Raw genomic sequence first — 21,239 nt, forward strand, 5'->3', positions numbered from 1 at the left:
TTTCATTACTAGGCTCAGCATCAACTGAAACACTGTCTAATAATGAATCTATATCATCATCTGCTGCTATTTCATTACTAGGCTCGGCATCAACTGAAACACTGTCTAATAATGAATCTATATCATCATCTGCTGCTATTTCATTACTAGGCTCAGCATCAACTGAAACACTGTCTAATAATGAATCTATATCATCATCTGCTGCTATTTCATCTGTTGGTTCAAGATCTTCAGGGATGTCTAAAGCGATATCAGCCTCACCTAACATATCACCCATTGAAAGTTCATCAGACATGCCATCTTCATCTATTTCAGAGGCCGGTTGATCAAAATCTTGCTCTAAAAACGCGTCAATATCATCATTATCTAATAAATCGGTTGCAGCACTTGGCTCATCTGGCAGTAAATCATCAGGTTCTTCATCAAAAACGATTTCATCACTTAATAATCCATCTAATTCATCTTGATTTAGCAGTGAATCTCCATCTAATTCGTCAAAATCTAAATCTGGCTCATCTTCCTCATAAAGGATTTCATCAGGCTCAGGCAACATGTCATCATCAAGAGCATCATCTAATTGAATAGAGTCTTCTGCTAATAAATCATCATCTAGTAAATCATCTTCTAATGAATCATTTAAATCAGGCTCGCTAGATAAGTTTGCGGGCTCTGCTTCAAAAGGTGGCGGTGGTGGAACTTCTGCAGTTGGCTTATCAAATGATATATCATCTGCTGGTGCTTCACTTTGTTTGCGACGGCGTAAGAAGGCAACCATTGCACCTATCAGTAAAAGTGCAGGTATACTGGCATATAAAGCAATAAAAATAGGATCGTCCCACTTCATTCCTTTATTTCGCTCCATTTCAGCTTGTTTTTGTTGAATTAAAAATTCATTTTGCTTGGCTAATAACTCACGTAATTGTTGTTGTATTTTACTATCATTACCTAATTGCTCTTTAACTAAATCTAACTCATTTGAAATTAAGTTTAATTGAGATTGTAACTTTTCATTTTCATCTAGAATAACTTTTGAACTTTCTACCGACTCCCTAAACTTATCTTTTAAGTCAGCAAGTTTCTTTCCTTGATCTTGTTGGATTTCATTTAATTGAATTTTTAATTCGTCTTTTGCAGCGTCAACATCTGATTTTTTAGCTTGTGTTACTTTTTTTGCGACTAAATCTATCTCATTGGTTGTTAATTTACCTTGTTTCTTTTTCTCCCATAAAGAATCATCTTGGTCTGATTTTTTCTTTGCAAGTTGAGGCTCTATGCTGTGGAATTCACGAATTGAAGGGATTTTTAAATAAGAACCAGTACGTAAGTGATTCATATTTTTATCTAGAAATGATTGAGGGTTTTTTTCATATAATGCTTGCATGACTTGATAAATACTAATTGATTTATTAGGCCTTACCTTCATTGCAATTCGCCACAAAGTATCAGTATCTTTGATTGGGCCTATTGAACGCCCTTGCTTACCATAATCTGCATTTTTAGGGCCTTTTAATCGAGTTTCTTCGGCCACAGTAGTGGCAGATAAGAAAATAGACACTAAAAGAAAAATTGAAGCTAAACTGCGCATGCGATTCCTTTACTTATTATTCAAACAATCATGCTTTTAAAAGCGAGATTTAGAAATTTAATTATATTTTTATTAAAATTGTTGCAAGCATTATTCCAATTTCAAACTATAAACTAGATGTTGTGTAATTTCCATTGAAAGACTTTAAAAATTAGAGTGTTAGATATCTAAGTAGAAAAAAATTAAGAAAAATTAAATTATTAGAAGGTTTCTTATAGGACAAAAATAAAAATTTGTATTCATAAGAGGCAAAAAAAGACCCTAAGGCCTTTTTTATTTAACTAAGTCTATAAATATGATGCTATTAAAGTTTCAGCTATTTGCACACTATTTGTTGCAGCTCCTTTACGGGTATTATCCGATACAATCCAAAGATTTAATCCCATAGGATGGCTAATATCCGCTCTTAGACGACCCACAAAAACGTCATCTGAGCCACTGCCATCAGTGACAGGTGTTGGGTAGTCATTTTCATCTTCAATTAATTGAACACCCGGCGCATCATTTAATAACTGTTTTATATGCTCAATATCAACAGGAGAACGCGTTTCTAAATGAACCGCTTCAGCATGACCATAAAATACTGGGACACGTACAGCTGTTGGGTTTACCATTACACTGCTATCACCTAATATCTTTTGCGTTTCTTCAACAATCTTCATTTCTTCTAATGTATAGCCATTATCAGCAAAATCATCAATTTTTGGTAATACATTAAATGCGATCTGTTTATCAAACACATCATTATCTAGTGGGCGTGCATTCATTAAATTAGCAGTTTGCTTTGCTAATTCATCTAATGCTTTTTTACCTGCGCCTGATACTGATTGATACGTACATACGTTTACACGATCTATGCCATATGCATCGTAAATTGGCTTTAGTACCAACATCAGTTGAATTGTGGCGCAGTTTGGATTGGCTATAATATTATGATTACGGTAATCAGCTAACGTATCAGGATTCACTTCAGGTACCACTAATGGCACATCATATGATGAGCGAAATTTTGAAGAATTATCAATGACAATACAGCCCGAATCAGCTGCTATATGTGCGTATTGCTCAGCCGCTTCACTTCCCGCAGAGAATATAGCAATATGAGCTTTAGAAAAATCAAAATTAGCAACATCTTGCACTTCAATTTCTTTACCCTGAAACTTAATTTCTTCGCCTGCACTTTTATCGCTAGCTAATAGAAAAAGTTCCTCAACTGGAAACTTTCTATCAGCTAATGTTTCTATAATTTGACGACCAACTAAGCCGGTTGCTCCTAATATTGCAACATTAAATTGTTGTGACATTATTTTTCCTCATTATGTATAGCAAAGCCTAACTTTGATAATTGATCGGCTTGTTGTTTGTTTGTGCCCAATATATTTATAGCGGAAAACTCACGCCTAACAGGGTAATTTTTTCTTAAGAAATCAAAACCTTTAACTGTTAATTGGTTACGGATCAGACCATGATCGCAGCGAACATCATAAATATGATGCACTAAAGATCTTAAATCCGACGGCCCAAAATTTTGATTAATGCTTATATTTTTAATAACAGGTTCTGGTAAGAAATCATTTAACTGATATTTAATTTCAACATTATTTTGTTTACATAAAGCTTGGTATAACATGAATGTACCACGGGCTTTACCTTCTAATGTATGTCCTGCAATATGAACAGAGCCAAAACGTACATAATCTAGTAGTTCAGTTAAAATATTTGGTTCGTTTTCCCAGACATCTAATACTAACGAAAGCGATTTATTTTGCTTCATAAGATCAAGTAACGCATGATTATCAATCACATCACCGCGACTCGCATTGATTAGAATAGTACCTGGTTTTAAAGTATTTAATATTCGCCCATTAAATAAATGCTTTGTTTTATGTTCGCCTTCACTAATCAAAGGTACATGCAATGAAATGACATCTGATTGTGCGATAAGGGTTTCAAAAGAAACATACTCTAAATCATTAGATTGATTTAATGGATCACACAATAAAGTTTTAATACCCAGCGCTTTTAATTTCGCATTTAATCGTGTACCAATATTGCCAATACCGATAATACCAACCACTTTATCTTGAACTTTAAAGTCATCTTCTTGAGATAAAGCATATATAGCGCTAATAACATATTCTGCAACGGCAACAGAATTACATGCGGGAGCACTCGTAAAATAAATATTTTTATCCGCTAAATAAGTTTGGTCAATATGATCCGTGCCTATTGTAGCTGTACCAACAAATTTTAATTTATTAGCATGAGCCAATAAATCCGCATTTACATTAGTGACAGAGCGCGTTAATAATACATCGACATCAGTCAGCATATCTGCAGTGATTGAACGACCATCAAAACGGGTTATTTGACCAAAATCAGAAAAATACTCTTCAACTAAAGGCATGTTTTGATCAGCAAGAATTTGCATTAGGTTATCCACAGAGCTAAATTTTTCGACATTATACCCAATCAACTTCAAGATGCGAGTTTAGCTAATAAATTTATCTGTTATAGAAATGAAAAAAACCGCCAAAAGGCGGTTTCTTAAACGATTATAATGATAAAATTATAGGTCGTTTTCGTTCTCAGCTAGGAATTTAGCAACGCCTTCTGGGCTTGCGTCCATACCTTTTTTGCCTTCAGACCAACCAGCAGGACATACTTCACCGTGCTCAGTGTGGAATGCTAAAGCATCAACCATACGTAACATTTCGTCAATATCACGACCTAGAGGTAAATCATTGATTACTTGATGACGTACAACACCCGCTTCATCGATAAGGAATGAACCACGGAACGCAACACCAGCTTCTGGATGCTCAACGTCATATGCTTGACAGATATCATGTTTTACATCAGCAATTAGAGGGTACTGAACTGGACCGATACCGCCTTCATTTACTGGTGTGTTTCTCCATGCGTTGTGTGAGAACTGTGAATCAATAGAAACACCAATTACTTCAACACCACGTTTTTGGAATTCAGCAAAACGTTTATCAAATGCGATTAACTCTGAAGGACATACGAAAGTGAAATCTAACGGGTAAAAGAAAATTACTGCTTTTTTACCTTTAATTGACTCGTGAAGGTTATACGCATCTACGATTTCACCATTACCAAGTACTGCTGCAGCTGTAAAATCTGGTGCCTGACGGCCTACTAATACACCCATTGTGATCTCCAATAAATTAATTTAATTCGATATAACGGAAAATGTCCGTCGCTATTAATATAGTGACTAAATATAAAAACCCAAGTAGAAACTTATGAATTTTCAATTATTTTTCGTTTTTTATTTTCTGAGAACATCATAAGGGGATAATCAATTGAATAACAATTGTATTTTACGATGTATATAATTGATAAAAACGAACGGTGGGAAAACAAACAAAAAATAGTTCGCTAAAGAACGAACTATTCTACAAAGCATTATGTTTTATATATCCATAATGCCTTCAGGTAAGGTTTCTTTTAATTCTTGCCAAATAACCCCTGAATCTAGACCATATTGACGAATTAGATATATCGCTTGGTCGTGTTTACCTAGCTCTGCAAGTGCTATTAAATCTTTATAAAAAGAACGTGCTAAATCACGAGTACGTTGATCCGAAAAGTAATGTGTTGCGATTCTTGAATAAAAACCTTTAAAGCCATTAAGAGTTAATACATAAATAGGATTACCACATGCAAAAGCCAATTCATGGTGCATTCGATAATCATATTCAGCAATCGCTTCAGCAGTATCTGCTATCTCTTCGCCCCTTTTTAAGATTTCAATCACTTTTTCTGCATTATTTTTTATTGCAGCACGCGTATATATCGCACTGATATTTGTTCTCGCAGATAATAATTGATCTATTAACTCTGGCATTTTCTCATTATCTAAACGCGCTAACGTTTCTAAGATATTAAGGCCTGATGTTTCCCAAAAATCATTAACTCTAGTTGGTTTTCCATGACGGATCGTTAACCAACCATCTCTAGATAATCGTTGTAATACTTCTCGTAAGGTTGTTCTTGTAACACCAATAATTTCAGATAGTTCACGTTCAGCCGGTAAGATAGAACCAGGTTGAAAATCACCATTCCAAATCGAGTCAACAATGTATTCTTCAGCAAAGCCAGCGGGGCTTTTTGCGTTAAAAATTTTCATGATATTTCCAAAATAATAATTTACCTCAATACATTGGCCACTACACACACTTATTTAATACAATTGATTAAGACTCAATGGAATTGATATAATGGGTATAATATCTCTATGTTAAACTGATTGTACCAGATCAAGCATAACTAACAAGCGCTAAAAAATAATGACTTTTTATCGCTTAAAACATTTTTTTTATTAAGGGTCCTTATGACTTATATTGCTAATTTAGCATTCAAACGTTCTGCATGGTTTATTCTCATGATGAGTGCTTTAATTCTAGAAGTAACCGCGCTTATTTTTCAATACCAAATGGACTTAGCACCATGCATTATGTGTATTTACCAAAGAACGGCTGTTTTAGGCATATTTATCGCTGGACTTATTGCTTTAACTAACCCAAATAATATTTTTGTTAGGGTCACTGCTTATGGTATTTGGTCAATTTCTGCTATTTGGGGATATTTCATCGCTGTAGAACATATTGATATGCAAACAAATACAGATCCCTTTGCTTTTACGTGTGACATCATTCCAAACTTCCCAAGCTTTATGCCATTACATGAATGGATCCCAAGCTTTTTTGCCGCACCAGGGGATTGTGGTGAGATCAGCTGGCAATTTTTAGGTTTATCTATGCCTGTATGGATGCAAATTATCTTTGGTATTTATAGCTTGATTTTGATCACTATGATATCTACAAACTTATTTAAAAAACGCATTTAGCAGGAGCGACCATGTACTTTACATCAAGAAATATTCCAGGATTAGAAGGGTTAAAATACACACAGCGCGCTCAAATAATTCGTTTAGCACTGAGCTATTTATCGGTACCACAAAAAACAGTTTTAAATATAATTAAGCTCGTATTGTTAACGCCTATATTTTTAATTTTAGCGAAAATTGACAGCTGGGAGATTCTTATTTACCTGTTAATAGTCGGTTTTTGTTACCCGTTAATTACGACTCCGATAACACTATATTGTGCCAAGAAACATATCAGCAAAGCTAAAACAGAGATACTCGAGCAGTCATAACCATTAAAAAGCTGTATTTAAGTGATCAAACATTTAAATACAGCTTAGTTTTATTTTATGAAAACCTAAAACCTCACTTTCCCATCTAATTTCGCAACGGCCTTTTTACCTAAACCTTGTACGTTTTTTAAATCATCTATTGATTTAAAATGACCATTTTCATCTCTATATAAGATAATCGCAGCAGCTTTAGATTTACCAATTCCGGGTAGTAGCTCTAACGCTTTTTGATCGGCTGTATTAAGGTTGATTAATTGGTTATTTACAACAACTTCTTTTTCAGCAGAACTTTTTGCCAGTACCGTAACAGGCGCACTCATTAATAGGGTAAATATAATAACGATAAGTGTATTAAACTTCATGTTCTTCCTCCATGACGTCCATCTTTGGACGATAATTAACAGTTAACTATAAAAGGTACAAAACCTTCCCTTTAAATAAAGAATATAACTCTCTATTTGTCAAAAATAATATAATAAATGCTTTTGTGACTTGAAATTTTACCCTGTAAAGTTTACTGTATAAAAAACCAGTGTACTGTAGGAATAAATAATGGCTGTTGTTATCAAATATGTGGTTGAAAGAAATGGAGTGGAGCGTATGACCTTTACCAGCAAAAAAGATGCTGATGCCTACGACAAAATGCTCGATATCGCTGAATCAATGGAGCAAATGTTAGAAAAAATTGATGTTGCTTTAAGTGAACAGCAAGTTGAGACTTTAGCACTTGAAATAGCTAAAAATAAAGAATTATTTATGAGTGCCTTAAAAGGTAATAAAGCACCTGCTGAAAAAGCAGCAAAAGAAAAGAAAGCTGATACTAACAAAGCTGAAAATGTGACCGATATTAAACAAGCCTAGTTTTGACACTTAATTTCAGACATAAAAAAAGCGCATATGCGCTTTTTTTATATCACAACAAGAATAGCTTACTATTCTTGAATTAAACCTTCTGGGATTTCAGAAAACGCATCATCTCCCGTTGCAACATCCACTAATTCATATCCACGTTGTTTACGTTTTAGTTTTAGAATAGGCTTTTCAAATGCACTTTGTTGGCGCGAAACATCTTCTTGTAATTCATTTAGACTTTTACCATAAGGTGCGACGCTTGTTTCTGACCAGTTAACCGCTTTACCTTTAAGGTTATATTCTACTTCATGGATTTGATACAAAGCTTCATTATCACCATCAGCTTCACACAAAATAACTCTAAAATTCCAAAATGCTGACATAACTATTCTCTCTCATTAATTGTTAGCTGTATTTTAACAGCTTGGTAAATTGATTTCACTTTTCGAAAACCATATTGTTAAATTTTGTGTTAATGTATCAGAATTACATTAATTTAGTTTAAAAACATGTTTTTCAAAAATTCAATATTTTTTTCAATGCTAACACTATCTTTTTCATCATTTTGTAATCAAGACAATGAATGTGGAAACAACATCCAAGCTCAAGAATTAACACAGTTAATTATAAATGACTCAACTCAATTAAGGCACCACCTAACCTGCGATGCCAGACTTACTAGAGCGGCTACAATTAAAGTTAAAGAAATGGCTGAATCAGGATGGGTAATACACAGTGGGGCAAATAGGCGCTTGAGAGATCAAAACTTTCCCCTACCTGACTATTATGGCATAGGAATGGCAAATCAAGTTGAGGCATTAGCCGGCGGTCAAGAAAGTTCGGTAAATGTTTGGGCTGGTTTCAAAGGGTCAAAATCTCATGCAACACATCTATTAGGCAAATTAAAGTTTTATCATGAACAAGATAAAATTGGAGTCGGATTTATAAAAGCACCAAAGTCTAAGCATATATATTATTGGGCTGTATATTTAGCTAAAGAATCGAAAATAAATGAACTAAATTTAGAACTAGGCCCAATACCAAGTAAAGGGCCAACTGGAGTGATTTTTGAAAAATCAAATACCAATAAGATTAATGTAAAATTGATACCTTCAAAAAAGTAACAGCCAATATAAACTTATTACTTCTGCGCAATGATTTTTTTCAACTCTTCAATTTGCGCAGATAAATCTTCAATGGTTAGTTTGCCATCCTCTTTATCTTGCGCTTCTTTTTCTTTTGAATGCTCATCTTCTAATACATTTACAACAATACCTATTACCATGTTTAAAAACGCGAACGTTGTTAAAAAAATAAAAGATAAAAAATACATCCAAGATAATGAGTGCACATCCATAATTTCGTACATGACATCAGTCCAATCTTCGAATGTCATCACCCTAAATAGGGTCAACATTGAGATAGATATGTCTCCCCATAAAACAGGGTTAATTTCTGCAAAAAAACTACTGCCAATTGCTGCATAAATATAGAAAATAATAAACATCAGTAATACAACATAGCCTAATTGCGGTAATGCTCTTAACAATGAATTTAATAGTAGCCTTAGCTCTGGCACAAAAGAAACCATTCTCATAACTCGGAAAATACGAATTAAACGCCCTACTAACGCTAACTCACTGTCTTCAATTGGAATTAAACTCACAATTACAATCAAAGTATCAAAAACATTCCACGCTTTATGAAAGAAGCGTTTTTTATCTTGCTCTGCTATGAACCTGATCACAATTTCGAATAAAAAGATCAGTGTAATAAACCAATCTAAAAATTTTAATGCGCCAAGCGCCGATGGAGGTATTTCATAGGTTTTTGCACCTATTAAAAGGGCCGATAATACAATAATTGAGATCACAAAAATCTCAAAAACCTTATTACTTTTTAGTTTCGCAGAAAAATCCACGACTTTATTAAAATTCATTATTATTGCTCAATTTTTATGTATAGGTTTCAATCAAACCAGAAAAGGTATAAAAATAAGGGGTGAATTCTAGAGAAATTTTAAGTGTAATTAAACTAAAAACATAAATTATTACTAACTAATTAAACTGCTATCAAAGTAATAACCAATCCCTGTTGTATAAGCGATTAAACCAAAGCAACTATGCTCAAGTGTTACTAAAAAAACTGATTTAGATTTCACATACGTATTGCAAAAAATAATACTTGCCAATATTGAAAGCACAACAGCTTGCCAATTACGAAAAACGATATGTAAAAAGCCAAAAGCAAGGCAGCTTAAAATAACTCTTTGATTGATATTAGGCAGTAATGATTTATAGCGCTTAAATATAAAAGTGCGATAAATCACTTCTTGGGGTAACGCAGAAAATAGCGGGTAAATCACCCATAAGCTGAACCACACAGTTAAACTTTCTTTAGGATGATAGAATAATATTCCAGAATTTAAAACGATGAGCGTCATTACCAATAATGGCGCTAAAATAAGTGCTCTTATCACTAAAATTTTAGTGCTTTTATTAAGACCTTGCGTAAACAAAAATTTTTTTAAAGTATGTAATTTACTTTTAATAAGTACATGAATACATAACAAAGCAATAATACATAAAGTAAACATTAAAAAAATAGAATTATTTTTTGCTAACGGAATAAACAGTACAGGTAACAGAAAAAACAGTACTAATATTTCGAATATCAGATATTGTTTAGTGCTAAATATGTGGGAATTGATAAAACGCATTGTACAAAAATAGTACACCAAAACTATTTAGTCTAACCAAAACACTCATTGTCATAAAATTAGTATAAAACTGATAAATTATCGTCATATTTCTAATTTAGATTAAAGGTAACATAAGCTGTTTTAATCGCTTGATATCTTCTAATTTGGAATATCTTAATGATAAATGTTGATAGAGTTATTGCTGACCAATTACCTTCGTTGAATAATAATGCACTTACACAAAAACCAGTCAAGGCAATTCTAAGTAATTTATTACATGAAAAAGACTTATTTAACTTTGAACGGGAGTATCCCCATTTACAAGGAATCGATTTTGTTGAACAAGTTTTAGAGTATTTTGATTTCAGTTATAGCGTATTAGATAAAGAAAAAGAGCGAATTCCGACAGAAGGCAAGGTTGTGATCATCGCTAATCACCCTATTGGTTCATTAGATGGTCTCGCTTTATTAAAACTTGTTAGTGAAATTAGAAGCGATGTTAAAGTTGTTGCCAATGAAATGTTAATGGCAATAAAGCCCTTAGATAAGCTGCTATTGCCAGTTAATAACATGAAAGGTAATTCTACAACCCAAAATTTATCTAATATTTATAGTTACCTAAACGCAGGTGGTGCCGTTATTATTTTCCCTGCAGGAGAAGTATCCAGACTTAGACCAAACGGTATTAAAGATACTCACTGGCACTCAGGTTTTTTACGTATAGCCAAAGCGACTAAATCACCAATATTACCTATGTTTATTGATGGCAAGAACTCAGCATTATTTTATAGTGTTTCTATGGTTTATAAGCCTTTAGCCACTATGTTATTAGTGCGTGAAATGTTTAAACAACATCATAAATCGGTCAACATACGCATCGGTGATATGATTGTACCCGAAAGTTATTTATCTGCTAATTTACCAGTGCAAACAAGTGTAAGCCTATTCAAAAAACACTTATATAGAATTACAAGTGATAAACCAGGTTTATTTAAAACTCATTCTTCAATCGCCTTACCTGAAGACCCTAAAGCCTTAAAACATGCCATTGAAAAATGCGAGTTATTAGGTCAAACACAAGATGGTAAAGATATTTATTTATATCAACATACCGACTCTTCCCCTATCTTACGTGAAATAGGACGTTTAAGGGAACTCACCTTTAGAAGCGTAGGTGAAGGAACAGGTAAACGAAGAGATATTGATAAATACGACTCCTATTATTACCACCTTATTTTATGGGATAAACAAAATTTAGAAATCGCAGGCGCATACCGCTTTGGTGATACGGCAACAATCATAAATAACGCTGAGACTGAGCTTTACTCGCAGACTCTTTTTAAATATAAACCTCAAATGAATGCGTATTTTGAGCATGGTTTAGAATTAGGACGCAGCTTTGTACAACCGAAATATTGGGGAAAGAGAAGCTTAGACTACTTATGGTATGGTATAGGTGCTTTTGTGAAAACAAATCCACAATTTCGCTATTTATTAGGCCCTGTTAGTATTTCTAATACATTTCCACCATCTGCTAAAAACCTCTTAGTGCATTTTTATCAGCAATATTTTTCACCTCAAGAACAATTGGTTGAATCGAACTTGCCTTATCAAATATCGCAACAAGACGCTGATGGATTAAAAGATATGTTTATTGATAATGATTACAAAGCTGATTTTACTAAGCTTAAACACCTTATGGCGAATATGGGTGTAAATGTACCTACGCTTTACAAACAATATAGTGAGTTATGCGAAGATGATGGTGTAAAATTTTTAGCTTTTGGCACAGATCCAGAGTTTAACGACTGTGTAGATGGCTTGGTAATGGTAGATTTAAATAAATTGAAAGAGAAAAAACGCAAACGATATTTAGGTGATTAACTTATTGTTGATTATTATCTTTTTTAAATGCGTTCTATACAGAACGCATTTTTTTTAATTAAAAACCTCAAATAAAATTGATTGGTAAATTTCCTGCAAACTAATAATATCCTCTACGTCAGCATTTTCATTTATTTGATGAATACTATGATTTTTTAACCCTAGCTCAATGACTTGCGTATTATCATCCGCTAAAAACCTGCCATCACTTGTACCCCCAGATGTAGATAGTACGGGGTATAAGCCTGTATATTTAACAATTGAACGCTCTACTTTAGCAATAAAGTTATTTTCGGGTGCTTCACTTTGCGGTGTAAAATATGGTTCACAAGGTCTATGCCACTGAATATCATTTGGTTGAATATAATCGCTCACGGTGTCATTGATTAATGCTTTGAGCTTATTTTGATTAAATTTATGACTATATCTAATATTAAATGCGACATGACACTCTCCAGGTACAATATTATCTGTAAACTCTCCCGAATTGATATAAGTAACTTGTAAACTACTGCCAGGAAAATCATCACTGCCTTGATCCCAATTTATGCTGTTAAGTGAATCAACTATTTGAGCAGCTATTGTTACGGCATTTACAGCATACTGCGGATAAGCAACATGACCTTGCTTTCCGATACAGCGAAGGTTGGCAGATATTGCCCCTCTTCGTCCCACTTTAATCGTATCTCCAATATGTGATTTAGAGGTGGGCTCACCAACTAAGCAATAATCTATTTTTATATTTCTTGAATCAATCCACGATTTAATGATTTTAGTACCAAACTCAGCTTCACCTTCTTCATCACTCGTCAATAAAAATAACAATTCGCAATGTGGGGACTCTAATTGGTTAAAAAAGACTTCGATAGCAGCAAGCATCGCTGCAATGCCACCTTTCATATCAGCAATCCCGCGTCCGATTATTGTGCCATTATTTATTTTTGCACTAAAAGGATCACTTTGCCATGAAGCCGAATTTCCAACAGGAACAACATCAGTGTGTCCACTAAAAGCAAAGCAAGGTACATTTTCACCGTATTTATAATGTGCGATTAAGTTTGTAACACCATTTTGACAAAGCCATTGAATTTCAAACCCTAAATTAGATAATTTACGGGCCACCCAATGCTGACAGCCATTATCATCAGGTGTGATTGAGCGAAAATTAACAAGTTTTTGGCTATATAGAATACAGTTTTTCTCGAATATTTTATGATCAATAAATGTATTGCACGTCACTTGTTTTTTTAACATATGAGTGTTTCATAACAAATAAATGTAGTGCTAGCTTAAAAACTATAAATGACTAAACTATTTCATTCTTAAGAAAGATTAATGACAGCCAATTGCATCCATACTTTTAATTAACATAACGATATTTATTTATATTTTAGACTGTGATCAATAATTGATATTTATAATAAAGCTAAAAAATAAACCATTGATTAAGCCTATTTTTTTCTGTTATAAAAGTATTCAAATACATTATTATGAGTTTAAAATGGAAGTTATTATTATTTGTGCATTTATTGCAGTCCTTTTACCTTATTTAGCAAAGGCTCCGTTGGCAATTGCTATGAATAAAGAAAGTAAATATGACAACCACTACCCTAGAGATCAGCAAGCGAGATTAACAGGTTTTGGAGCCAGAGCACTTGCAGCACACCAAAACTCTTTCGAATCGTTAATTGTATTCTCTGTGGCGCTTGCCATTGTTTTAAGTACAAATAACACATCAATAACAGTTCAAATATTAGCTATTACTTATCTTGTCGCTAGGGTTGCGTATTGCATTATGTATTATATAAATTTAGATAAGTTACGCTCTTTAATGTGGCTTATTGGTTTATTATGCCCACTGACGATGATTGGACTTAGTTTATCAAAATTAGCATAAGAAAGCGGTTGATAAATGCTTGTTGTTGGTATTAAACAACAAGCATTTAAATTCACAGAGCAATTCTTTTAAATTTTTTAAATGGCAATTTATCACCCCAGTTATAAAGCATTAATCCTACAATCACAAAGAGCGCACCTATTATTAAATTCACACTAATCGTTTCATCATTAAAATATGCTCCTAAGCTTAAAGCGATAACCGGCGTCATCATAGTAATTAAAGCAACTGTACTCGCATTAAGTTTTTGCAATATAAAGTAATAAGCAATGAAACCAATTAATGAACCAAAAACACCTAAATAAATAATGGCCCAAATTGAACGTTCGCCCCATGAGTTAACAGGTAAGGTGCCGTCTTGTAAAAACCAAACTAAAGTAAATAAAGGCAGTGATAATAATAATGCGCCAACGGTAGTAGAAATCGCATTAATTTTAATATCAACACTTTTAACCAACACTGAGCTTAAACTAAAGAAAAATACAGCTATTAAAATATAAATTACACCGGGTAGACTACTACCATCAAGCGATACACTATCAGAACAAACAAAAGCTAAACCAATAAAAGAGGTTGCCATAGCCACTTTACGTATTATGCCGAGTTTGGGCTCATTTAATATTTTTTGGGCCATTAGACCAGCTAAAACAGGCGCTAAACCAAACATCAATGACATCATACCTGAGGAGATATAAGGAGCCGCCATATAACTAAATGTCATACCACCAAAAATCCCTAATCCAGAGTAACTATAGAGCTTTAAAGCTTGTTTATTTATCGGAAATTCAATTTTAGAGACTTTGATGATCAGCCAACCAAGAATAACGGCTATCACCATACGTGCTAATACTGCGAGTGTTGGACTCACGGTTTCACTACTCCAAACAATGCCTAATGGCGTTGTTGACCAAATTATAACGACGGCTAAATATGCAATAGGTACGTTCATTTTCTTTCCTAAATATCTAAAATATAAAGAAACAATATTTGCGAAATTTGAATGGTGTAAAAACACAAAAGCCGCAATATAATTTCTGCGGCTTTAAAAGGGTAACTCTAGATTTCTTTTTTACACCACAGATCGACTATGCCAATAATAATTGCTGACTAGCAGCCAATTATGACATGTTTGGTTTACATTTGAGGTAAGTCGATTTTGTTTCATTGCGTTTGGTATAAACTTAAAATAAAAGTAAGAAGTGGTATTCTGCGCTTAATTCATAAAGAGTCAATTAAAAAGTGTACTAATAATCAACTGTAAAAGTAACAAGATAATTCTGTTGTAAATTGAGAGTAAACGAGTAAGTTTTTTGGAGATAGTATAATAGTTATTTACTTGTATGAGTAAACGAACCATCCCAATCTTCGGGTAATGACATTGCTTTTAAAGTTTCTATTCGCTCTAAATATAATGAGTATATTTTCCTACTTTTATATTGATTAGTTAAAGCTTCAAAATGAAATTTCGCTTGCTGCCAGTTTTTATTAATATATTCGCCATAAGCAGCTTGGTACTGTTTAAGTTCCTCATTTACAGCTAAATCAGTAGATAATTCAACGGGTATTGGCTCAAAAATACTCACAGCTTTATGTTTCCCCTTTACTCTGACCTTATCTATTAATCTAAATTTCATGTCAGGGCAATGTTTTATACAGGTTTCACCGACTAAAAGATCAACACCATAAAACTTTGTTAATCCTTCTAATCTAGAGCCTAAATTAACTGCATCTCCTAATACTGTATATGCTCTTCGGTAAGTAGAGCCCATATCTCCGACATTCATTTCACCAGTGTTTATGCCTACACCCACTTTAATTTGCGGTAATCCTTCCTTTTCAAAAATAAGACTTAATTCATTCGTGATCTCTAACATTTGAAATGCACAATTTATCGCATTTTGAACATGGTATTTATCATTTAAAGGTGCATTCCAAAATGCCATCACCATATCGCCTACGTATTTATCTATGGTTCCACGATGCTCAAATATTGATTTTGTTATTGGAGAAAAGTATCTATTTAGTAAATCACCTAATTCATGCGCCGTTAAATTCTCTGAAATGGTTGTAAAACTTCGAATATCAGAAAATAGCACGGTCATTTCTTTACGTTGACCCGTTAAGTTAATCGCATTCGGGTCTGACAACATTTTATCAATATGTGCAGGCGGCACATATTGATCAAAAATACCTTTTATTTGTTTTCTCCTGCCAGATTCAGTGAAGTAACCTATGCCAATGTTTAAAATAGTGAGTGATAATGCGATAAGCAAACAAGTTGCCATTGGCAAACTTATTTTCTGAACAGACCATAAATAAAAATCTAAAACTATGAGGATTACCAATACAGATAAACCGCTAAAAGCAATACTTCTAGGTCCTAAATAAGGAAAAAACACTGAAAGGGTACAACCTAAAAATAACAGTAAAAATAAAATTGCAGCCTCCCACCAATCAGGTACACTCGGTATTATTTCAGGATGTAACAAGCCATCAATTACATTAGCATGGATTTCAACACCAGGATATTGTACCCCGACAGGTGTTGCCCTTAAATCCGCATGACCAATTGCAGATGTGCCGACAAATACAATAGCGCTATCAAATAAACTATCATCAACTTGCTGATTCAATAAATCTGTTGCAGATATATATGGATAACTTCTTGCGCCGCCTTTAAATGGAATTAATACGCGACCATATTCATCAGTAGATATGATCTGGTTGCCTAATTTCAAACCCACAATACTTCTTGAACTAGCTAATGGCGCTGTTACGACCTTTATTTCATCAGCTAAAGTGTATAGTTTGGCAGCCTCTAAAGCTAAAGATGGGTAAAACACGCCTTGATATTGTGCTAATAAAGAAGTTGTTCTTATAAAGTTATCAGGATCTGGGGATGAATTGATAAAACCTGTACCAGGAGAATTTTCCTGTAAAATAGCTATATTGTTAGTGAAGCCAAAAAATTCATGACTATGTAATTGACTAATATCTGGCGTATCAAATGTAATATGACTAGGCTGCATTTTACCAACTTGTACTTTAGGATCAGCGTAAAAAGCCATACCTAATACCACATCAGTTAAATTAAGGCTTTGTGCCATTATGGCGTCTGCATCTGCATAGTCTTTAAAAGGTGTTAACTGCTCTATCAACTCTTGATTATTTTTCTGCTGATTTAATAAATTGATAACTGAATTAATATCGTTTCTTTGCGGCTCAGAAAACATAACATCAAAAGCAATAACAACAGCACCAGCATCAGCTAACCTTTCTATAATTTTTGCTATTTTGTCACGACTCCATGGAAAGCGACCTTCTTCTTGTAGACTTTTTTCATCAATATCTAATATGACAATGTTTATATCTGTTTGCCTAGACTCTATAGTTGCATTAAGCCTAAGATCATAAATTAAACCATTTATCCTTTGCAAAATTGTTGAGTGATCAGATCCAAAATATTGAATTAACATTATAAAAAACGTAGCTACAAACCCGCTATAAATCGTTTTTTTATGCTCACTTAATGACTTTAAAAATAACATAATTCACTAAACTTTTATTTTTATGGCGCAATAATCATGCAATATTATGGCTCCACCAAATTGATTTTTTGTAAATAAAAGAAACTTGTTGGGAACAAATTGAGGTTATCTGCACCAGCAATAATGAGCGTACCATCAGAACGAACAAGAATAGCAGAAGCCCTTTCATTTGAACCATAATCAAATAATATCCCGCCAACTAAATTAAATAATGTATCTTTAGCACCAGAACTTAAAATTCTTGCAATCACGATATCTTCATCTGTGCCATTAGTGTTGTAGCCTGTTATTAAAATATTATCTGAGGCATCTAAGGCTAAAGCTAAACTCGCAGCATTACCTGAACCATAGTTATGAGATACAATACCATCAGTATCAAAACTCGTATCTAAAGTACCGTTACTATTTAATTGAATAACAACTTGTTCTGTTTGATTGCCAAAAGCAAAACCTGCGGCGACAATGTCTCCATTCGACTTTACTTTTACCGCATTTAAGGTGTCTTGATTAAAGCTTCCGACAGGATCTAAATCTACAGTAATAAAACCATCACTTGCCGCGAAACCTGCTGTATCGAGCACTCCTGCAGAAGTAACTTTTGCAATTAACCCTCTGGGTTCACCTTCAACATAATGTTTTTCTCCAACAGTAATAATTGAACTATCCGACAGAACAGCGATATCTTTAACTGTTTCTTCTTCTGCAAAGCTTGGTGTTAAATCAAATATCGCCACACCACTCGTACCAAAAGTGTTATCTAATGTTCCTGTAAAATCCATACGTGTTAAATAGATATCTTTTGTGCCTGAGTTATTACTATTGCCACCAGCCACTAAATGAGAGCCATCCACTTTAATTGCATTAAAGGTTAACCCGATACTCGTTGTTTTATATTCTCCAGAGACCGCAAACGTATTATCTAAGGTGCCAGAATTAGTTAAAAGCGAAATAAAGCCTGAACCGCTGGTTCCCCCTGCAACTGCAAGTCTGCCGTCAGGCAGTTCAACAACCCCTTTACCAGTGAAAGAAATTTCTACATCTTTTTTAATATAATAACCATTACTGCCAAAGCTTTCATCTATAGAACCATCAGAGTTATATCTGGCAACGATTAGATATTTATTTGATTCAGAACTGCCTACTGCGACAAATTTTCCAACATTAGGACTCACCGTTAATTCGATGACTTGACTTAAATCATCGGTGCTAAATGTTGGATCAAAAACATTATAACCATTTGTATTAAATCCAGTATCTAAAGTTCCATCGGTCATAAATCTGGCTATTAATAAATCAGGTTCACTACTTGTTGAAGGTGTTGTTTTAGTTAATAGAATAATTTTATCGGTCGAATCTTTTACTAAAGCAGACACAGGGTTATTTGTTGTCGCATTATCAAATGTTACTTGACCTGAGCTACCATACACTGAATCTACATCACCTGAACTATTCGTTTTATACAAGATGCTGTCAACATTGCTATTACCTTTATCTATGCCAAAAAATAAATTACCACTACTGTCTTCTAGCACAGCCTTTCCTATTGATTTATTAGTGCCAGCCCCTGCATCACCATCAATGTCTACAATTAATAATCCTGAATTGCCACTTGCAAAGCTAGCTGTATCTAATATCCCCGTTGAACTTACTTTTAAAGCGGCAAAATCCTCTCCTTGAACTGGTTTTGCCGACCCCACCATAATGACATCATCGCTTGAATTAATATAAGAATCATAAGATAGGTCATCAGTCGAGCTACCAAAATCAAAAGTCACTGCGCCTATCCCTCCAGCATATCCGCCGGTACCACTATCTAAACTAGGTGTGCCAGAGACATCAAATCTAGCAGCAGCAAAGTCATTTTGTGTAGCACCATTTGCCACATAACCAGTAATTACGGCCATACCATCACTTTGCAGTAATAAAGATGTTGGAACATCTGGGCCTGATACAAATGTCGCATCAGCTGCTTCATGTGATGCACCATTAGTTGCAAATTTTATCACTCTAAAACCACCACCACCTGAGCCGATAGTAGAGGCTACTAAAATATTATCACTAGAATCAATTTTTACATCAGCAGCTTTAGTATCATAGCCATAACTAGTGACTCGATAACCTGTTGAATTAAAACTCGTATCTAATATGCCTGTCGATTTATATCTGGCGACAAATACTTCATTTATTGTTCCATTGTATTGAGAGCCTACAACAATAATATTGTCGGCTGAATCAATTCCAACAGCGATAGCATCTTCTATTAAACCTAAATCATGATTGACAACTCCTTGATAACCAAAAGCACGATCTAAACTGCCGTCAGTATTAAAACGTGTTATTGAAATATCAGTTGTATTACCACTAAAATTATTTTTCCCGACAACAATCATTTTTCCTGACGCATCTAAAATAACATCATTAGGGCTATCGTATCGCATTTTAGAAAATGAATTTGAACCTGCTGTACCTGATGAGCCAAATGCAGTATCTTTTGTAGGTGTCGCATTTTCAACTACATTTGTAACATTTACCGTAACAGTTGCTGTATCAAAAAGAGACCCACTATCAGTGGATTGAACTGTAATAGTATGATTTGTATCTTGTTCATAATTAAGATTGGAATTATCAATTACGGTTATCTCACCCGAACTACTGTTAATTCCAAAAATACCTCCACTATTAATCGTTATGCTATAAGTTTGAGAGTCACCAGAATCAACGTCTGAAGCAGCAATTGTGACAACGGAAGTGGCATTTGCTGAGTTCTCTGCCAAAGCAACAGTATTATTATTTAATACTGGCGCATCATTCACAGCTGTAATGGTAACCCCCACACTGGAAGATGCAGTACCACTATTACCATCATCAATACTATAACTAATGGTATCTGTACCATTAAAGTTGGGATTAGGCGTATAATTTAAAGTTTGATCGCTTTGTATTGCCACACTGCCATTGGGCGCTGTAGCTGTGCTGACAGTTAACGTATCGCCATCTACATCTGAATCATTGCTCAATACATTTATATTAACCAATGTATCTTCATTAGTCGTTTGGCTATCAGCAGTAGCAACTGGTGCATCATTAACTGCGGTAATAGTTACACTCACACTGGAAGATGCTGTACCACTATTGCCATCATTAATACTATAACTAATGGTATCTGTACCATTAAAATCAGCATTAGGCGTATAATTTAAAGTTTGATCGCTTTGTATTGCCACACTGCCATTGGGCGCTGTTGCTGTGCTGACAGTTAACGTATCGCCCTCAACATCTGAGTCATTACTTAATACATTTATATTAACCAATGTATCTTCATTAGTCGTTTGGCTATCAGCAGTGGCAACTGGTGCATCATTAACTGCGGTAATAGTAACCCCCACACTGGAAGATGCTGTGCCACTATTACCATCATTAATACTATAACTAATGGTATCTGTACCATTAAAATCAGCATTTGGCGTATAATTTAAAGTTTGATCGCTTTGTATTGCCACACTGCCATTGGGCGCTGTAGCTGTGCTGACAGTCAACGTATCGCCATCTACATCTGAGTCATTACTCAATACATTTATATTAACC

Annotated in this window: 19 protein-coding genes; 6 read left to right on the forward strand and 13 right to left on the reverse strand. The window is 34.2% G+C overall.

Annotated elements, in window-relative coordinates; all coding sequences use genetic code 11:
* From KO527_RS00005 to fadR, 5 genes are all read right to left on the reverse strand, one after another.
* Positions 1-1,585: FimV/HubP family polar landmark protein (locus KO527_RS00005; RefSeq protein ID WP_289847637.1), on the reverse strand; the 1,585-nt coding region annotated here is incomplete at its 3' end.
* Positions 1,586-1,872: 287 nt separating this feature from the next.
* Positions 1,873-2,889 carry an aspartate-semialdehyde dehydrogenase gene (locus tag KO527_RS00010; RefSeq protein ID WP_216038386.1) on the reverse strand — a complete coding sequence of 339 codons (1,017 nt, stop codon included), beginning with the start codon at positions 2,887-2,889 and terminating at the stop codon, positions 1,873-1,875.
* Positions 2,889-4,016 carry a 4-phosphoerythronate dehydrogenase gene (locus KO527_RS00015; RefSeq protein WP_216038387.1) on the reverse strand — a complete coding sequence of 376 codons (1,128 nt, stop codon included), beginning with the start codon at positions 4,014-4,016 and terminating at the stop codon, positions 2,889-2,891. Before KO527_RS00015 ends, KO527_RS00010 begins: the two co-directional genes overlap by 1 nt.
* A gap of 138 nt (positions 4,017-4,154) precedes the next feature.
* Positions 4,155-4,760: a peroxiredoxin C gene (locus KO527_RS00020; RefSeq protein ID WP_042142327.1), complete on the reverse strand. Its 606-nt coding sequence runs from the start codon at positions 4,758-4,760 to the stop codon at positions 4,155-4,157.
* A 264-nt stretch (positions 4,761-5,024) separates the two neighbouring features.
* On the reverse strand, positions 5,025-5,741 hold the full coding sequence (gene fadR / locus KO527_RS00025; protein WP_216038388.1) for a fatty acid metabolism transcriptional regulator FadR: 717 nt from the start codon (positions 5,739-5,741) through the stop codon (positions 5,025-5,027).
* A 204-nt stretch (positions 5,742-5,945) separates the two neighbouring features.
* Here fadR and dsbB point away from each other — a divergent pair, with 204 nt between their 5' ends.
* Both dsbB and KO527_RS00035 read left to right on the forward strand, forming a co-directional pair.
* Positions 5,946-6,461, forward strand: coding sequence for a disulfide bond formation protein DsbB (gene dsbB / locus KO527_RS00030; protein ID WP_216038389.1), 516 nt, complete (start codon positions 5,946-5,948; stop codon positions 6,459-6,461).
* Between the two features lie 11 nt (positions 6,462-6,472).
* A complete protein-coding gene (locus KO527_RS00035) occupies positions 6,473-6,772 on the forward strand; it encodes a DUF6170 family protein (protein ID WP_216038390.1) in 300 nt (99 codons plus the stop codon).
* Between the two features lie 65 nt (positions 6,773-6,837).
* On the opposite strand, the gene KO527_RS00040 is transcribed toward KO527_RS00035, so the two are convergent.
* On the reverse strand, positions 6,838-7,134 hold the full coding sequence (locus tag KO527_RS00040; RefSeq protein ID WP_216038391.1) for a ComEA family DNA-binding protein: 297 nt from the start codon (positions 7,132-7,134) through the stop codon (positions 6,838-6,840).
* 190 nt (positions 7,135-7,324) lie between these two features.
* Between KO527_RS00040 and KO527_RS00045 the strand changes: the two genes are divergently transcribed.
* Entirely contained in the window at positions 7,325-7,633 is a 309-nt protein-coding gene (locus tag KO527_RS00045; protein ID WP_216038392.1) for a YebG family protein, read from the forward strand.
* Between the two features lie 71 nt (positions 7,634-7,704).
* On the opposite strand, the gene KO527_RS00050 is transcribed toward KO527_RS00045, so the two are convergent.
* Positions 7,705-8,007, reverse strand: coding sequence for a hypothetical protein (locus tag KO527_RS00050; RefSeq protein WP_216038393.1), 303 nt, complete (start codon positions 8,005-8,007; stop codon positions 7,705-7,707).
* A gap of 126 nt (positions 8,008-8,133) precedes the next feature.
* Between KO527_RS00050 and KO527_RS00055 the strand changes: the two genes are divergently transcribed.
* Positions 8,134-8,748: a CAP domain-containing protein gene (locus tag KO527_RS00055; RefSeq protein ID WP_216038394.1), complete on the forward strand. Its 615-nt coding sequence runs from the start codon at positions 8,134-8,136 to the stop codon at positions 8,746-8,748.
* 17 nt (positions 8,749-8,765) lie between these two features.
* Here the strand turns inward: KO527_RS00055 and KO527_RS00060 are convergent, their stop codons facing one another.
* Positions 8,766-9,563, reverse strand: coding sequence for an ion transporter (locus tag KO527_RS00060; RefSeq protein ID WP_216038395.1), 798 nt, complete (start codon positions 9,561-9,563; stop codon positions 8,766-8,768).
* A 114-nt stretch (positions 9,564-9,677) separates the two neighbouring features.
* Positions 9,678-10,103, reverse strand: coding sequence for a CPBP family intramembrane glutamic endopeptidase (locus tag KO527_RS00065; RefSeq protein WP_216038396.1), 426 nt, complete (start codon positions 10,101-10,103; stop codon positions 9,678-9,680).
* 399 nt (positions 10,104-10,502) lie between these two features.
* Here KO527_RS00065 and KO527_RS00070 point away from each other — a divergent pair, with 399 nt between their 5' ends.
* On the forward strand, positions 10,503-12,209 hold the full coding sequence (locus KO527_RS00070; protein WP_216038397.1) for a lysophospholipid acyltransferase family protein: 1,707 nt from the start codon (positions 10,503-10,505) through the stop codon (positions 12,207-12,209).
* 54 nt (positions 12,210-12,263) lie between these two features.
* Here the strand turns inward: KO527_RS00070 and dapE are convergent, their stop codons facing one another.
* The gene (gene dapE, locus KO527_RS00075) at positions 12,264-13,463 is read right to left on the reverse strand and encodes a succinyl-diaminopimelate desuccinylase (protein WP_216038398.1); all 1,200 of its coding nucleotides are present in this window, start codon (positions 13,461-13,463) and stop codon (positions 12,264-12,266) included.
* Between the two features lie 247 nt (positions 13,464-13,710).
* Between dapE and KO527_RS00080 the strand changes: the two genes are divergently transcribed.
* Complete coding sequence (locus tag KO527_RS00080; RefSeq protein WP_216038399.1) at positions 13,711-14,106, forward strand: MAPEG family protein; 396 nt, start codon at positions 13,711-13,713, stop codon at positions 14,104-14,106.
* Between the two features lie 52 nt (positions 14,107-14,158).
* On the opposite strand, the gene KO527_RS00085 is transcribed toward KO527_RS00080, so the two are convergent.
* The 3 genes from KO527_RS00085 to KO527_RS00095 all read right to left on the reverse strand — a co-directional run.
* Positions 14,159-15,055, reverse strand: a complete 897-nt coding sequence (locus KO527_RS00085) for a DMT family transporter (RefSeq protein ID WP_216038400.1) — start codon at positions 15,053-15,055, stop codon at positions 14,159-14,161.
* Between the two features lie 379 nt (positions 15,056-15,434).
* Positions 15,435-17,654, reverse strand: coding sequence for an adenylate/guanylate cyclase domain-containing protein (locus KO527_RS00090; protein WP_216038401.1), 2,220 nt, complete (start codon positions 17,652-17,654; stop codon positions 15,435-15,437).
* Between the two features lie 44 nt (positions 17,655-17,698).
* Positions 17,699-21,239 (reverse strand): tandem-95 repeat protein (locus KO527_RS00095; RefSeq protein WP_216038402.1); only part of this gene is annotated, 3,541 nt, incomplete at its 5' end.

The sequence above is a fragment of the Pseudoalteromonas sp. C2R02 genome (assembly GCF_018860845.1).
GTDB lineage: Bacteria > Pseudomonadota > Gammaproteobacteria > Enterobacterales > Alteromonadaceae > Pseudoalteromonas.

Coding starts and splice junctions, on each gene's coding strand:
- KO527_RS00060 (WP_216038395.1), bottom strand. CDS start 9,563: ATGAATTTTAATAAAGTCGTGGATTTTTCTGCGAAACTAAAAAGTAAT.
- dapE (WP_216038398.1), bottom strand. CDS start 13,463: ATGTTAAAAAAACAAGTGACGTGCAATACATTTATTGATCATAAAATA.
- KO527_RS00085 (WP_216038400.1), bottom strand. CDS start 15,055: ATGAACGTACCTATTGCATATTTAGCCGTCGTTATAATTTGGTCAACA.
- fadR (WP_216038388.1), bottom strand. CDS start 5,741: ATGAAAATTTTTAACGCAAAAAGCCCCGCTGGCTTTGCTGAAGAATAC.
- KO527_RS00055 (WP_216038394.1), top strand. CDS start 8,134: ATGTTTTTCAAAAATTCAATATTTTTTTCAATGCTAACACTATCTTTT.
- KO527_RS00035 (WP_216038390.1), top strand. CDS start 6,473: ATGTACTTTACATCAAGAAATATTCCAGGATTAGAAGGGTTAAAATAC.
- dsbB (WP_216038389.1), top strand. CDS start 5,946: ATGACTTATATTGCTAATTTAGCATTCAAACGTTCTGCATGGTTTATT.
- KO527_RS00020 (WP_042142327.1), bottom strand. CDS start 4,760: ATGGGTGTATTAGTAGGCCGTCAGGCACCAGATTTTACAGCTGCAGCA.
- KO527_RS00015 (WP_216038387.1), bottom strand. CDS start 4,016: ATGCAAATTCTTGCTGATCAAAACATGCCTTTAGTTGAAGAGTATTTT.
- KO527_RS00070 (WP_216038397.1), top strand. CDS start 10,503: ATGATAAATGTTGATAGAGTTATTGCTGACCAATTACCTTCGTTGAAT.
- KO527_RS00050 (WP_216038393.1), bottom strand. CDS start 8,007: ATGTCAGCATTTTGGAATTTTAGAGTTATTTTGTGTGAAGCTGATGGT.
- KO527_RS00045 (WP_216038392.1), top strand. CDS start 7,325: ATGGCTGTTGTTATCAAATATGTGGTTGAAAGAAATGGAGTGGAGCGT.
- KO527_RS00090 (WP_216038401.1), bottom strand. CDS start 17,654: ATGTTATTTTTAAAGTCATTAAGTGAGCATAAAAAAACGATTTATAGC.
- KO527_RS00080 (WP_216038399.1), top strand. CDS start 13,711: ATGGAAGTTATTATTATTTGTGCATTTATTGCAGTCCTTTTACCTTAT.
- KO527_RS00040 (WP_216038391.1), bottom strand. CDS start 7,134: ATGAAGTTTAATACACTTATCGTTATTATATTTACCCTATTAATGAGT.
- KO527_RS00010 (WP_216038386.1), bottom strand. CDS start 2,889: ATGTCACAACAATTTAATGTTGCAATATTAGGAGCAACCGGCTTAGTT.